The following is a 14,964-nucleotide window of genomic DNA, read 5'->3' as shown; positions in this document are numbered from 1 at the left end:
GAGCGTCTTGCCTTTCGGGAGCGTCGCCATGCCCGGACCCCGGCCGTCACTCAGCGGTCTCCGCTTGCTCGATCGCCGCGGCTTTCTCTCCAGAACATTCGACGGGCTGAGCGGCATCGCCATGGCCTCCATGCTCGCCCAGGAGCGTTTACTTGCGGCCAGTGAGGTGTCCGACCGCCCCCAGATCGACCCGAAACGCCCCCACGCCCCTCGCCCTCCGCACTTCGAGCCGAAGGCGAAGAACGTCATCGTCGTGTTTGTGGCAGGAGCACTGAGCCATGTCGATACGTTTGACTACAAGCCGGATTTGATCCGGTACGACGGCAAACCGATGCCGGGCAATGAGCGGCTCGTCTCCTTCCAGGGAGAGAACGGGAATCTGGCTGCGCCGCTCTGGAAATTCCGGCCTCGGGGACAGTCGGGCAAGATGACCTCCGACCTCTTGCCGCACCTGGGCGAGCTGGCGGACGACCTTTGTTTCCTCCACGCCCTGACCACGAAGTCGAACACGCACGGGCCGGGCGAGAACGTCATGTCCACCGGCTTCACGACCGAAGGCTTCCCGTCGATGGGCTCGTGGCTCACCTATGCCCTGGGCAGCGAGAACCAGGAGCTTCCCTCCTTCGTCGCCATCGAAGACCCGCGCGGGATGCCGCAGGCCGGCCCGAACAACTGGGCCAACGGCTTCCTGCCTGCAGCGTTTCAGGGAACCCCCTTCAGCACGACCAAGCCGGTCAGCCACCTCGCTCGCCCGGCTGATCTCTCGGTCGAGACCGATACCGCCGCGCGTGATGCCCTGCTTGCCCTGAACCGCGACCACGCCCAGCAGTACCCCGGCGACGAGTCGCTTGCCGCCCGCATCGCCAGTTACGAGCTGGCCGCCCGCATGCAGCTATCGGTGCCCGAGACGACCGCGATCGAGAACGAGCCGGACCACATCCTTCGCCTCTACGGTGCCGACGATCCCGAGCCGATCAAGGCTGCTTTCGCTCGCAACTGTATCCTGGCCCGTCGCCTGGTCGAGCGAGGGGTCCGTTTCATTCAGTTGTTCAATGGTGCGTATGCGTCAGGGGGGAACTTGAACTGGGACGGGCACAGCCAGCTCAAGGAACAATATGATCGACACGGTGCAATCCTTGATCAGCCGGTCGCCGGCCTGATCCGCGACCTGAAACAACGGGGCTTGCTCGAATCAACCCTCGTTGTGTTCTGCACCGAGTTCGGACGCATGCCGATGTTCCAGCTCGGCACCTACGGCCGCGACCATAACCCCTTCGGCTTCACTTGCTGGCTCGCCGGGGCTGGGGTGCATGCTCCGTTCACTTACGGTGAAACCGACCCCTTCGGCTTCAAGGCCGAGCAAAACGTGACGACCGTTCACGACTTCCACGCCACCATTCTGCACCTGCTCGGGCTCGACCACACCCGGTTGACCTACTACCACAACGGCATCGAGCGCCGCCTGACCGACGTTCATGGCAACCTGATCACGCCGATTCTCGCCTAATCGCTTCCAACGCTCGCAATCGACCTAAGAAACCCCGCTTCCGAACGTAATCCAGGGAAGAACCAATCCCAACTCGATTCGTGAGGAGGTCTGTCATGCTTGGGTGCTTCTTCCTGGCAATCGTCTGCGGTTTGGAACCGGAGGACGAGCCGATGGATGCGGTCGTCCGAGGGAACTCACAGTTCGCGCTCGACCTCTACGGTCAGCTTGCCCAGGAGCCGGGCAACCTGTTCTTCTCGCCCTACAGCATCTCGTCGGCCCTGGCGATGACCCTGGGTGGTGCCGCAGGCGAGACGGCCGAGCAAATGGCTGACGTCTTGCATCTCACACTGCCTTCGGACGAATTGCATCCTGCCTTTGGCGCGCTCAATACCCGATTGCTCGAAACGAAGGACGACACAGGGTATCAACTCGACGTCGCCAACCGCCTCTGGGGCCAGCAGGGCTACGGCTTCGTCCCTGGCTACCTCGCACTGACCCGAGATGCGTATGACGCCGAGTTACAGACCGTCGATTTCGCCCGGGCCACCGAGGAGGCCCGTGACGAGATCAACTCATGGGTCGAAGACCAGACGAAGGGTAAGATCCAGAACCTCATCCCTCCCGGTGTGTTGGATTCGCTGACCCGCCTTGTCCTCACCAACGCCATCCACTTCAAGGGAGACTGGGCGGCTCCCTTCCTTGATCAGGCGACCCGCGACGCCCCCTTTTTCCTCCCTGGTGAGGACGAAGTCATGGTCCCCTTGATGAACCGTCGCGGTTCCTACCGTTATGGTGAGGGAGAGGATCTGAAGATCCTTGAACTCCCTTATGGGAAGGGTGATCTGTCCATGGTCGTCCTCTTGCCCGACACGAGGGATGGCCTCGGAGCCCTGGAGGCGAAGCTCAACGCCGAGCAGCTTGACCACTGGATCGCCGGGCTTCGGCGTCAGGAGGTCGCGGTGGCATTGCCCCGCTTCTCGCTTAGCTCGCAATTCACCCTGAATCAGGCACTGAGCAAGCTCGGAATGTCGTTGCCGTTCCAACCGGGCCAGGCAGATTTCTCTGGCATGGACGGCAGCCGAGAGCTGTACATCACGGCCGCCATTCACAAGGCTTTTGTCGATGTGAACGAGGAAGGAACCGAGGCCGCCGCGGCCACCGGCATTGTCGTGGGTGTGCGATCCGCCCTGCCGAGCGAGCCCAAGGTCTTCCGCGCCGATCATCCGTTCCTGTTCCTGATCCGAGACACGCACACCGGCAGCATCCTCTTTCTCGGTCGCCTGACGAATCCCGAGGTCTGAGCGCTGCGGTTGTCCGCCGTGGACCGCGTTCCGCTCATTCGCTAGGATGTGTGTTCATCGTGTGTTGAACATCCTGGCCCTCGGGGGAGCGTCTCGCAATGCTGCCAGCCGGTCCGGATCGCGTGTCGGCCAGAATTCGACGAGGGAGGCGATGGGCCAGACTTCTGGCCCTGGTCTCCCTTGTGTCACTTGCGCTCGGCACCCACGTCGACGCCCGCGACGATGTGACCCGAAACGCGTTCTTCGAGGAGAGGATTCGCCCTGCGCTCATCCTCCACTGCGCGGAATGCCACGGCGCGGCCAAACAGGCGGGTGGCCTCCGGGTCGACTGGCGCGAGGGATTACTCGAAGGCGGCCACTCTGGTCCAGCGATCGAGCCGGGCAATCCCGACGAGAGTTTGCTCGTGCTCGTCATGGAGCACGCCGAGCCGGGCCTCGAAATGCCGAGAAAGGCCCCGAAGCTTTCCGACGAGATTCTCCGCGACTTCCGCTCCTGGATTCTCGACGGGGCGTACGACCCGAGAGTCTCGCTTCCCTCTCCCGAGGAATCCGCCCAGGACGAGTGGTCGATCAAGCTGGCCGAGCGGCGCACCTGGTGGAGCCTTCAGCCCGTCGTCAGCCCTTCGGTTCCCGAGCCCGACGGCGCAACATGGGCTCAAGGTCCGGTCGACCGCTTCATCCTCGATCGCCTGCTCCGCGAAGGACTCCGACCGGCCGAGCCGGCTGAGCCCGCCGTCCTGGCCCGTCGCCTGGCGTTTGTCCTGACGGGTCTGCCGCTGGACGAAACCTCGCTGGACGAGTTCCTCGATGACCCTTCGCCCTCCTCCTATGAACGGCTCGTCGATCGCTTGCTCAATTCGCCTCACTTCGGCGAGCGCTGGGCGAGGCACTGGATGGACGTTGTCCGATACGGCGACACCTACGGCTACGAGTGGGACATCCCTGCCAAAGGGGCGTGGCGCTACCGTGATTATCTCGTGCGAGCCTTCAACGCCGATGTGCCGTTTGATCAACTCGTCCGGGAGCAGATCGCCGGCGACTTGCTGGAGCATCCCCGGATCGACCCGGTCGAAGGGATCGTTGAGTCGCTTGCCGGACCGATGTTTTTCCAGCTCGGCGAGAAGCGGCATGGCGACAGTGCCGAGTTTGACGGCATTCATCAGGAAATGCTTAATAACAAGATCGACGCCTTTTCCAAGGCGTTTCTCGGTCTGACCGTCGGCTGCGCCCGCTGCCACGATCACAAGCTCGACGCCATCTCTCAGCGCGATTATCACGCCCTGGCCGGTGTGTTCATGAGCCCTCGATGGGTTTCCCGGACCCTTGACACTCGTGACCGCAATGCCGAGGTCCTGACCGAACTTCGCGAGCTGAAGCCTTCCTTACGCGATGCCCTGGCCGATTGGTGGCGACCGGAATCGGCTAGATGGGGCGATGCCCTGATCGCCTCGGCCGATTCCTCGGACCCCTCGAATCTCTGGGCGGCAGCGGTACAGAGTGCGGGTGAGGAGCCGACCCGTGAGCATCCCCTGTTCGCCTGGGTGACGATGCTTAAGGCGGAGCGTGAGGGGTCCGACCTGGCCTCGACCTGGGACGAACTTGCGTCAGGCTATACGCAGGAGCGAGAACAACGACTTCAGCAGAATGCCGCGTCGTTCACCGTGGTCGCCGACTTTTCGAACGGCGTTCCGCCCGGATGGTCGGCCGAAGGAGAAGGACTCCGTGATGGCCCCGTCCGATCGGGAGACTTTGCCGTAGCGATCGAAGGAGACGCAATTCTCGATGCTATCTTGCCGGCCGGTTTATTCACACATGCACTTTCTCCGCGATTGAACGGTGCGTTGCGGTCGCCGATGCTTAACGCGTTGCCTTCACCCTGGTTGAACTGGGAGGTGTGCGGCGGTGAGTTTTCGGCCGAGCGAACGGTGGTCGATAACGCCTTCCTCACCGAGCGACAGACGTACCTGGCCCGTAAGGCTCCCGCATGGTCGGGCTACCCTGCCTTGCCCGAGTTCACGGGGCGTCGGGTCTATCGCGAGCTGGCCACGAAAACCAGCAACCCGAACTTCCCTCCCCGAGTCGGTTTGGGCGGCGCTTGCTCCGAGGAACAGGCCGCCGATCCGAGAAGCTGGTTCGGTGTGACACGGGCCGTGGTGAGCGAGCAGGCCGGAATCCCTCAGGATGAACTTGGCCGGTTCGTTTCGTTGTTCGATGGTCCTTCGCCGGACTCGCTGGCCGCTGTCGCAGAGGCGTATCAGCAATGGTTCAGAGCTGCACTCGATCGCTGGGCCGCTGATGAGGCCAACGACGACGATACCATCCTCCTGAACTGGCTTCTCGATCACGAACTGTTGCCCAACCACCTTTACGACACCTCCCCCCCGGCCCTCCAAGCCCTAGTCGATGCGTATCGAACGACCGAGCGCAAAATCCGGGAACCGCAGACCATCAACGGGATGGTGGATCTCGACGAGGGAATCGACGATCGAATCAACATTCGCGGAAATTATGCAGACCTTGGCCCTCCCGTGCCCAGAGGTTTTCTGGAAGTGCTTTCCGCCGATGCGGAGGATGCGGCCTTCCGCTCGGTTGCAAGCGGTCGCCGCGAGCTTGCCGAGAGGGTCGCCTCGCCAGACAATCCGCTCACGGCGAGAGTCTATGTGAACCGGCTCTGGCAATGGGCCTTCGGGGCTGGTCTGGTCGGATCCCCGGATGATTTTGGCAAGCTTGGCGCCCCCCCCTCGCATCCGGAATTGCTCGATTGGCTCGCAGTCCGCCTGGTGGACGAGGGATGGTCAACCAAGCGGATGGTTCGCGAACTGGTCCTGAGCGCGACTTTCCGGCAGGGCAGCATGGCCATCCCGGAGGCTGCCGAGATCGACCCCGACAACCGCCTTCTTGCTCATTATCCGCTTCGAAGGCTCGATGCAGAGTCGATCCGAGATGCGATCCTTGCCGCGTCCGGCCGGCTGGATCCCCGGTTGTACGGACCACCGATCAATCCGCATCGCTCAAGTGAAGATCCCTCGAAACGCTTGTTTTCAGGTCCGGTCGATGGCGACAATCGCCGATCGTTTTATACGAAGTTGACCGTGATGGAACCGCCTCGATTCCTGGCGCTGTTCAATCAGCCTCCCCCGAAAATTCCGACCGGCAGGCGAGACGTAACGAACATCCCCACCCAGGCACTTGCGCTGCTGAACGATCCGTTTGTTACGGATCAGGCGTCGTCGTGGGGGGCTCGGGTCGCAGCTTCCCCGGCAGATTCAGTCGCGGATCAGCTGACGACGATGTTTCAGGGGGCCCTGGGACGAGGCCCGAACCCGGCCGAACAGGACCGCTGGTCGAGCCTGGTCAACGACCTCGCCGCCGAACGGTCGATCGCGCCGGAAGACGTCCTCACCGCGCCAGAGATCTGGGCAGATGTCGCCCATACCTTGTTCAATACCAAGGAATTCCTTTACCTTCGTTGACCCGTCGCGACCCGAGCCGAGACCCTTGCCATGACTATCCGAGGACGACGGGAATCCCAGGACCTTGCGTCTCGTCTTCCCTTGCCGAGCCGACGCGATTGGCTGCGGACCTCGTCGTGCGGATTCGGCATGCTGGCCCTCTCGGGACTGCTCTCCGAACAATCGCAGGGAGGAGACACCGGCTCAACGGCCAGGGCACGGAGCGTTATCTTTTGTTTCATGGACGGTGGCCCGAGCCACGTCGATACCTTTGACCTGAAGCCCGCGCTGGCCCGTTATCAAGGGCAGGCGATTGGCGAGCAAGCCGTTTCAAAGAAGTCGCAATCGGCTGCGTCGCGTGTCTGGATGGGAAGCCCGTGGCGATTCCGGCGGCGCGGCGAAGCGGGCTTGTGGGTCAGTGATCTGCTACCCTACCTCGCCGAATGTGCCGACGAGCTGTGCGTGGTCCGATCGCTCGAAGGCGAGCAACCATTGCACGGCCAGCAGAGTCTTCTCTTGCACACCGGGCGAGTCACGGGTCAGGCTCCGAGTTTCGGCTCTTGGGTTTCTTATGGTCTGGCCTCGGAACGCTCCGACTTACCAGGTTATGTGCTTCTGAATAATGACTGGATTCCGAATGGCGGTTTCGAGAATTTCGCCCCGGCCTATTTGCCGGCCTCTCATGGAGCAACGATGATCCGATCTCGCGGCGTCCCCGTGGATGGGATCGAACCGAGCGATCCGGTTCCCATCCAGCGCCGCAAGCTCGATTTGCTCGCCGAGCAAGATGACACCTTCGCCCGTCTCTCGACGGATGGCGACGTGATTGAATCGGCGATCATGAACTACGAAACCGCGTTTCGGATGCAGACCTCGGTCCCCGAAGTGGCCGACGTCTCGGGAGAATCGGAGGAAACCCGGCGGCTTTACGGGCTGGATCGACCGGACGACCACCAGCGGTTTTACGCCTTGCAATGCCTCCGGGCCCGTCGGCTTGTCGAGCGAGGCGTGCGGTTCGTCGAGATCACCTGCCCGCTGACTCATCCGAACAATTCACCCTGGGATCAGCATGGCGAACTTAAGAAGTACCACACCGAGAATGCGTTGATCTCTGATCAGCCGATTGCGGCGTTGATCGTTGACTTGAAACGCCGAGGGTTACTCGATTCGACGATCGTCGTCTGGGCCGGTGAGATGGGACGAACCCCGCATACCCCGGCCATTTCCGAGCGAGCAGGACGCGATCATCACGTGGATGGCTACTCGATCTTCCTGGCAGGTGGCGGTTTCCGGGGCGGGTTTGCCTTTGGCCAGACGGATGACTTCGGCAACCGAGTGGTCGAGCACCCGCTGACGATCCACGACATTCACGCCACGGTCCTCCACCAACTTGGGCTCGACCATGAGCAACTGTCCTTCCGCCACGGTGGACGAGACCAGCGTTTGACCGATGTGCATGGGCACGTTGTTCGTGACCTGATCGACACGTCTGCCGCTCTGTCCGGCCGATTGGGCTGATCGGACCTCACGTGTGAACGAGGAATCGATCTTCGCCTAATCCTTGCCGAGAGGAGGAGCCTCGGCCTAGAATCCCCCCATCAAGGGAGGGACGAAGTCCATGTATCGCGTTGCCCGAGAAATCGACTTTTGCTACGGCCACCGCTTGCTCAATTACGAGGGCAAGTGCCGCCATCTCCATGGTCATAACGGCAAGGCCGTGATCATCCTGGAATCGGAGACGCTCGACCATCGAGGAATGCTCGTCGATTTCAGCGACATCAAGCAGCATGTTCAGCGCTGGATTGACGATCACCTCGATCACACGATGCTCCTTCACCGAGACGATCCCATCGTCCCAGTGCTTCATGAGCGAGGTGAACGGTTCTTTGTCATGGACGACAACCCGACGGCCGAAAACATCGCCCGGCTGATCTTTGACAAGGCAAAGGAAGCCGGATTGCCAGTGGTCGAGGTGACCCTCTGGGAGACCCCCCGTTGTCACGCCACTTATGGCGATTAAACGCAAACGGGCCGCCTTCCTTGCGAAGGCGGCCCGAGCAGCTCATCCGTCGAGATGATCTCAGCTCAAGAAAATTGCCCAGCTCTCCGGCGTCGAGCAACGATCAATGATCAATGTTCGTGACCGTGAGCGGACTCGACGACATTCGCTCGGGTACCGGCTTCGTAAGGGAACACAATGTCCTTGATGTACCATTGGCGTTGGCCCTCAAAATCCGCTCCCTCGACACGGAACAGGGCGTACTGGACGGCTGGAAACTCTTCGCTTTCTGGGCCGTCGAGCATGACACGGACGTAGGCGAACGGTGTGGTTCCCGAAAAGCCTCGACCTTCGATCTCGTCAAAGTGGATATGCTGATCGCCGCTCGCCAGTCGCTGACTGATGGTGCGGAAGGTCGAGAGCCGAGTGTCTGGGCCGGCCATCTCCTGCTCGGGAGTGTTCTCGATGTCAGTCATCAAACCCTGAGGAGTCATCTGTGCTCGAATCTCAGGATGCTGGCCTAACCAATACGCATCGGCCATTCCCTTGGATTCCAGAGCCGCGACCAGCTGAGTGGAATACTCGCGGGCCTGCCGAGAAATGATCGAGTGCTGCACGGCGGAGAGCGTCGGAGCAGCGAGTCCGGAAACCAGCCCCAGGGTAATGCCGAGATTCGCCAATCCGGTTCCCGTGACAAGATCGGGATAGCGCCGAATTGCCCGTTGGGCGGCTGCGCCGCAGCCAATGGCGGCGACCGAGGCGATCACGAAGCTCAGGCTGGCGAAGCTCACCAGCGAAATCATTCCGAGTACAAGGCTGGCAACAGCCCAACTGCTGATTGCCCGGTACGTGGGCAACTCGTTCTCAATGGGTGAGTCGGACCACGATGGGGCCGTCGAGGAAGCGGCTTGCGGTTCGGTGGCCACGTCGAGGGCTCCTGCGAATGCGATCGCCTGCCCGAGGGGCGGGCCGGGTGCGAGGGCGGGCCGATAAAGCAACGAAGAAGAAGAACGAACACGGATCACGGAACTCATTCTAATTCGCGCGATCAGTCAGGTGAGCTGATTAACCAAGCTAATCGCCGAATCATGATTGCGTCAAGCGCTGGAAACTCGTCCCGTACCCTCCGCGAGCGTTCCGTGGCTGTTACGACAGATTGAATGGGTTGGTTCGCTGCGGGATCATGGACACGATCCAAATGCCGATCCAAATCAAACCGAGCAACCAGCCCGTCACGCTTGTCCAGGTCCAGCTCCAGGCGAGCCGACCCGTTCGCCAACCCCCGATCATCACGGAGAGGATGATGGGACCCAGGATCTCTGGGCCGATCGGGGCAGCCCAGTCGAGTTCTCGCACGTTCCCCTGAATGAGCGCCGAGACATCGAACGCCCAGAGCAGCAGGCCTCCAACGATCCAGGTCAATTCACCAACCGTCCCGTCCTCCAAGCCTCGGCGCCAGAGGAGGAACGGACCAACCATTGCCAGACAGCCTGCAAGCGTTGAGAGGCTCGCGAGCAACTCGCGGGGTGGCCAGGAAAGTTCGTGACGATCGACCAGCAACATCAGGCCATAGCCGATCGCGAGCAGTACCAGGGTCGCGTTAAGTACTGGAGATGCTGTGCCCTGGGTCGACGACACGGAAGCGGTGGACGCGGAATTCCGCGAGGCGGCGCGTTTCGAGGGCATCGAAAGAACCCAGAGAACGAGGGAAGGCCGGCGTCGGATCGTCGCGGCTCGAGTGCGGGCGCCGACCCGTTCCGGCACGCGCCGCGGCTCGATCCTTCCCATCGGTTTCCGGGCCGGACGATCATGAGCCAGCCCGACCCGGATCGATGTTGGATTGCGCCGGTCAGTACAGAGGTCCGGATCCCAGAGCTGCGTGCGATTCGCTGATATCCTTTGGATCGGTCGTCACGAGCGGTTCCGGATTGCGTGACTCGATGATCAAATCCTCCAGATCAAGCTGGGTCGGATTGAGCACCACCTCTTCCCCTTCGTCCAGTCCGCCAGTAATTTGAAGCATGTCGATCGTTCCGGGACGCACCTCGACGGATCGTCGCTCCAACCCATTGGGGCTGGCCACGTAGCAGAAGGAATTTCCCTTGTCGAAGGCAAGTGCCTCGGCCGGAACGACAAGAGCATCATCACGGCGATCGGTTTCGATCTCCACCTCGGCTTCCATCTTGGGCATGATGCCGGGCATGGAGGCGACCTCGATGATCGCCTTGTAATCCTTCACGTCGTCCTTGATACGGCTGAGCCGAGTGGTAACCGGCAGTCGCTCCACCTTGATCACCCGCCCCGGCAATTGCACATCCGGGAATGCAGTGACCCGAACCGAAGCCGGCATGTCCTTCCGAACACGCTCGACGATCGTTTCATTCAGCATGACCTCGACTTGCATCGCATCGAGATTCGGCAGGAGGAAGAGGTCCATGTTCCGGTGAACTTCCACACCGGGTGCCAGTGGCTCAGATCGATCGCGATCCGTCGCGTAGATGACATATCCGTCGTGGGGAGCTCGAATGGTGCAATTGGCAAGTTGTTCTTTGTATTGAGCAAGCCGTTCCAGTTGTCGCTCGTGTCGCCGACGATAGTAAACAGCGGTCGAAAGCCGTCGATCGATCTGGGTTTCCAGCGTCTGCGTCATTTTGGGAACGGTGTATTTCAGATAGTTCGCATAGGCCATCCGAACCCGGTCCAGGGCGATCTGGTCGCTCAGAAAGAGTTGCTTCTCTTGCTCGTGACGGGATTGAGAGATGTACCCAAGAGGCAACATTTTCTCTGACCAGGCGAGCCGGTCTTGCTGCCGTTTGAATTGTGCTTCCGCAAGCTTGACCTGACCCTCGTAGTCTTGAATCTCCTGAACCCGAAGGCCGTCGACATACTCTGTCAGCGAGATCTGAGCGGTTTGCAGGTCCAATTCAACTTGTTGCAGCTCTGCGGCCGACTTTTGGACCTCGATCTCCTTCTGGCGGATCAACTCCTCGTACTCAGATCCATCAATCCGGCAGAGCACATCCCCCTTCTTTACCACCGAGCCTTCGGGAACAACTTCGGTGAGAACGGATCGTCCACTGGTGGAGATACGGCTTCCCCCAGCGTTTCGCTCACTGAATCGCTCCAACTCGCATTCAATCAGGGTATTTTCCGAGCTATTCAACTCGCCGTTGGCGACCACGGTCACCGAGAGGTCCTTGCGTACCACGGGGACCCGGGTGATCCCTTCAGGGATCGCCCGAGCGTCGCTCGACCAGGAGGCCGAGGGGAGCAGGACCGCCGCACTCGCGGCTGCGCCGGCCATCACCAGCGTTGCGGCGAGCCAGGAGAGTCCTCGCTTCGACGTTCGGGTTTTCATGGGATCGTTCCTCATTCAAGCAGGGGGGAGGCGGGAAGGCTTGTCGTCGTCAGCCCGAGAGGTTTCGGCGCTGAGGGGAAGGCAGGCAGTCAGGAGGGCGTTCGGATCAGCTTCGACACCGAACCAGCAGTCGAGCGGATCATCCCGTTGTTGACCACCACAGGGGGGAGAATCGAGGGAGCCGTGTCATTGGTGCAAGGTTGAGACCAATAACACAGAAGAGTTTGCAAGACCTCATTACCATCGGCAAAAGCGATGCTGCAGGTTTGACCGCTTCTTGTGACCGGATGGCAGGGTGGACCGATTGTACAACAATCGCTCAATCGAGGCAACTTCGAGAACCCACTCCGGTTTTCGGCAGCTATTTCCGCCGGTCCCGGGGGTGTCTATAAGGGTTATAGAACAGAATCTCCGCTCGGCTAGAGAGAAGGAACACACCTGTGAATCTTCGGACCCTTTCTAAAGTGGGCGTTTTTTCGCTGTGGGTCGTCCTCGGCTCTCCGTTTGCCCATGCAGACTCCGACGCGGACAAACCTTCTGCGGTCGATCGAGGCCGACAGGCGTTGACCTCCCGGAGTTTTTTAAAGCCCGAATGGAGTCTCGAGATTTACGAGAAGGTCGCTGAGCTTTGGGGAGAGGACGCCCCCGATCCCGAAGCCGACCCCGAAGGCTATGCTCTGGCGTTTGCTCGGCGCTACGGACTTCACCCGGCCCCCTTCCCCAATGACAACCTGCCGATGGGCTTGAAGCGTTCGACCGACCCGAGCACCGGCCGCCAGGGGTTGCAGGTCGATTGCCTGGTCTGCCACGGCGGATCAATCGGCGGCCAGAGCTTTGTGGGCCTGGGAAATTCTCAGCTTGACATGATTGGTCTGTACCAGGACTTCTTTCAAGCTGACGGGCGGCCGATCTTCTTCACCGGCTTCACCGTCAATACGGTGCGAGGGGCGGTCAACGCCGGGCAGATGGCCGCCGTCCTGATCAGTCTGCGCAAGCCCGACCTCTCGCGGCGGCTGTTTCCGGTTCTCCACGGCTCGAAGTTCCCCGAAACCGACGTGCCCGCCTGGTGGAACATCAAGTACAAGGACACGACCTACTACGACGGCCGCACCGATGCCCGATCGGTCCGGTCGAACATGCAGTTCATGCTCGGCGAGAAGACTCGCGAGCAGTTCGAGGAACTCGAGCCGACTTTCGCCGACATCCTGGCCTATCTCAATAGCATCGAGGCCCCAGAATATCCCTTCCCGATTGATTCCGAACTGGCCTCGAGAGGCCGCTCAATCTTTCAGAACCAATGCGCCAAGTGCCACGGCTCGTACGGCGATGAGCCTTCCTACCCGAACCTGATCATCGAACTCGATCGCATCGGCACCGATCCGGCCCGCGCCCTCGCCCCCTCCGACCTCCTGGTTTCGCACTACAACTCGACATGGTTCGGCGAGGAATCTCCCGTCGATGAGGTCATGACGGGCTACCAGGCCCCTCCGCTCGAAGGCGTCTGGGCGACTGCCCCTTATTTGCACAACGGGTCGGTTCCGACCCTGGACCACCTGCTCGACTCCTCCTCCCGTCCCGATCGCTTCCGACGTCCGCCCTCGACCGATTTCAAGCACTACGACACCGATCGCGTGGGCTGGCGCGTCGAAGTTCTCGATCCCGTCTCTCCCGAAGCGGCCAACCGCGACCAGGACCGCTCCATTTTCGACGCATCCCGCTACGGCCTTGGCAATCAGGGGCACACCTTCGGCGATGGGCTCAGCCCCAGCGAACGTCGGGCCGTCATCGAGTATCTCAAGACCCTTTGATTACTCCCCGATCCCGCCTCGACGATCGGGTGATCATTGACCGCCCGATCGTACTGCTCCCAACCCTCTCCCCCCCCTGGGGGAGAGGGTGGCCGCCAGGCCGGGTGAGGGGCCAGATTCAACGAGCCACAACGAACAGATGGTCGCGGATCGCCTTGATCGATCCGTCTGCCGTCGGTGTTCCGGCTGCTGGACGTCGGGCGAGGTTTCCTTCCGCAGCCGATCGGCCACGATCTCGGCGTCACGAAGGGCTCGGAGGGCATTGCCACCGAGAATTTTGCCAACGTCTTCGGCCGAATATCCCCTGCGCAGGAGTTCCTCGGTCAGCTTCGGGTAGGTGGAAACGTCTTCCAGGCCGATCGGGACGCGGTTGATGCCGTCGTAGTCGCCGCCGATGCCCACATGGTCGATCCCGGCGACCTTGACAATATGGTCAATGTGGTCGGCCACGAGTCCCACATCACCGCGCAGTTCGTCCTCGTGCTCGTCGAGCCACTCGCGGAACGCGTTCCGATAGGCGTCGTCATCGTCCGGGAATGCGTTACGGAACCGCGATCGTGCCTCAGCCAGACGCTCCGAGGCGTTCGGCACGAGGAAGCCGGGGTAGAAGTTGACCATGATCACACCGCCATTCTCAGGGATCCGTCGCAGGATCGTGTCGGGGACATTCCTCGGGTGGGGGGCGATGGCGTAAGCGCTGGAGTGACTGGCGATGATCGGCGCGGCCGAGACGCGGAGGCAATCGTCCATCGTTGCCTCGGAGACATGCGAGATATCGACCAGCATCCCCAGACGGTTCATCTCACGGACGACCCGCTCGCCAAACTCGGAGAGGCCGCCGCTAATCGGCTCATCGGTGGCCGCGTCGGCCCAGGAGAGGCTGGAATTGTGCGTCAGGGTCATGTAACGAACCCCGAGCCGGGCGAAGTTTCGCAAGAGGGAAAGGTCTTCCTCGATCGCAACTCCCCCTTCGATCCCGAGCAACGAAGCTATCCGCCCCGAGGCCACAATCCGCTCCACATCGTCCGCCGTCCGGGCGAGTTCAAACGCGTCGGGGTAGCGTTCGATCATTCGGTAGACGATGTCGATCTGTTGCAAGACCGTTTGCGATGGGTTTGGCTGCTCGCTCGGAATGTAGACCGACCAGAACTGTGCATCGACTCCCCCTTCACGCAGGCGAGGGATGTCGGTATGACCCGAGTCGAGCCGTCGGCCGATGTCGAGCCGATCGAAGCCCACGTCGCCGTCGCCTCGAAGCCGCCAGGGCAGGTCGTTATGGCCATCGATCAGGATCGCCTCGGCATGGACTCTTGCGGCCCCTGGAGAAACGGCCGGGTCGGGGTCGTCGGCCGATTCGGCCGCGGTCACGAGAAGCAAGGCCGCGACCATTGCCGAGGCCGATCGAATCCGAGGCAGTACGCGCATCAGGAAAGTCCTCAGTCCATCGTTCGAGTGCAGGGCTGGCAATCAGGCCGATGATTCGGGTCGAGGTGCCAGACTCTCGGAAGCGGAATTCTCCGATCCGCAGTAAGGTTCCGACGCGAACCGGAATGGTTG

Annotated in this window: 10 protein-coding genes; 6 read left to right on the top strand and 4 right to left on the bottom strand. The window is 61.4% G+C overall.

The features are described from left to right. Positions 1-28: 28 nt before the first annotated feature. From GA615_RS10775 to GA615_RS10755, 5 genes are all read left to right on the top strand, one after another. Positions 29-1,507, top strand: coding sequence for a DUF1501 domain-containing protein (locus tag GA615_RS10775; protein WP_152051298.1), 1,479 nt, complete (start codon positions 29-31; stop codon positions 1,505-1,507). 95 nt (positions 1,508-1,602) lie between these two features. Continuing rightward, positions 1,603-2,790 carry a serpin family protein gene (locus GA615_RS10770; protein ID WP_152051297.1) on the top strand — a complete coding sequence of 396 codons (1,188 nt, stop codon included), beginning with the start codon at positions 1,603-1,605 and terminating at the stop codon, positions 2,788-2,790. Between the two features lie 98 nt (positions 2,791-2,888). Continuing rightward, the gene (locus tag GA615_RS10765) at positions 2,889-6,263 is read left to right on the top strand and encodes a PSD1 and planctomycete cytochrome C domain-containing protein (RefSeq protein WP_152051296.1); all 3,375 of its coding nucleotides are present in this window, start codon (positions 2,889-2,891) and stop codon (positions 6,261-6,263) included. Between the two features lie 30 nt (positions 6,264-6,293). Next, positions 6,294-7,760, top strand: a complete 1,467-nt coding sequence (locus tag GA615_RS10760) for a DUF1501 domain-containing protein (protein ID WP_152051295.1) — start codon at positions 6,294-6,296, stop codon at positions 7,758-7,760. Positions 7,761-7,860: 100 nt separating this feature from the next. Then, positions 7,861-8,262 carry a 6-pyruvoyl trahydropterin synthase family protein gene (locus GA615_RS10755; RefSeq protein WP_152051294.1) on the top strand — a complete coding sequence of 134 codons (402 nt, stop codon included), beginning with the start codon at positions 7,861-7,863 and terminating at the stop codon, positions 8,260-8,262. Positions 8,263-8,372: 110 nt separating this feature from the next. Here the strand turns inward: GA615_RS10755 and GA615_RS10750 are convergent, their stop codons facing one another. The 3 genes from GA615_RS10750 to GA615_RS10740 all read right to left on the bottom strand — a co-directional run bounded on the left by GA615_RS10750 (position 8,373) and on the right by GA615_RS10740 (position 11,599). After that, complete coding sequence (locus GA615_RS10750; RefSeq protein ID WP_161602275.1) at positions 8,373-9,167, bottom strand: DUF4190 domain-containing protein; 795 nt, start codon at positions 9,165-9,167, stop codon at positions 8,373-8,375. Positions 9,168-9,387: 220 nt separating this feature from the next. After that, positions 9,388-9,927, bottom strand: a complete 540-nt coding sequence (locus tag GA615_RS10745) for a hypothetical protein (RefSeq protein ID WP_152051292.1) — start codon at positions 9,925-9,927, stop codon at positions 9,388-9,390. Between the two features lie 163 nt (positions 9,928-10,090). Beyond that, entirely contained in the window at positions 10,091-11,599 is a 1,509-nt protein-coding gene (locus GA615_RS10740; RefSeq protein WP_161602274.1) for an efflux RND transporter periplasmic adaptor subunit, read from the bottom strand. 464 nt (positions 11,600-12,063) lie between these two features. On the opposite strand from GA615_RS10740, the gene GA615_RS28575 reads away from it, so the two are divergent. After that, the gene (locus GA615_RS28575) at positions 12,064-13,407 is read left to right on the top strand and encodes a c-type cytochrome (RefSeq protein WP_152051290.1); all 1,344 of its coding nucleotides are present in this window, start codon (positions 12,064-12,066) and stop codon (positions 13,405-13,407) included. A gap of 33 nt (positions 13,408-13,440) precedes the next feature. Here GA615_RS28575 and GA615_RS10730 read toward each other — a convergent pair whose 3' ends face one another. Further along, complete coding sequence (locus GA615_RS10730; RefSeq protein ID WP_235905318.1) at positions 13,441-14,832, bottom strand: dipeptidase; 1,392 nt, start codon at positions 14,830-14,832, stop codon at positions 13,441-13,443. Positions 14,833-14,964 lie beyond the last annotated feature (132 nt).

This window comes from Tautonia marina (assembly GCF_009177065.1).
GTDB lineage: Bacteria > Planctomycetota > Planctomycetia > Isosphaerales > Isosphaeraceae > Tautonia > Tautonia marina.
This window is presented reverse-complemented; position numbering and strand designations above follow the sequence as displayed.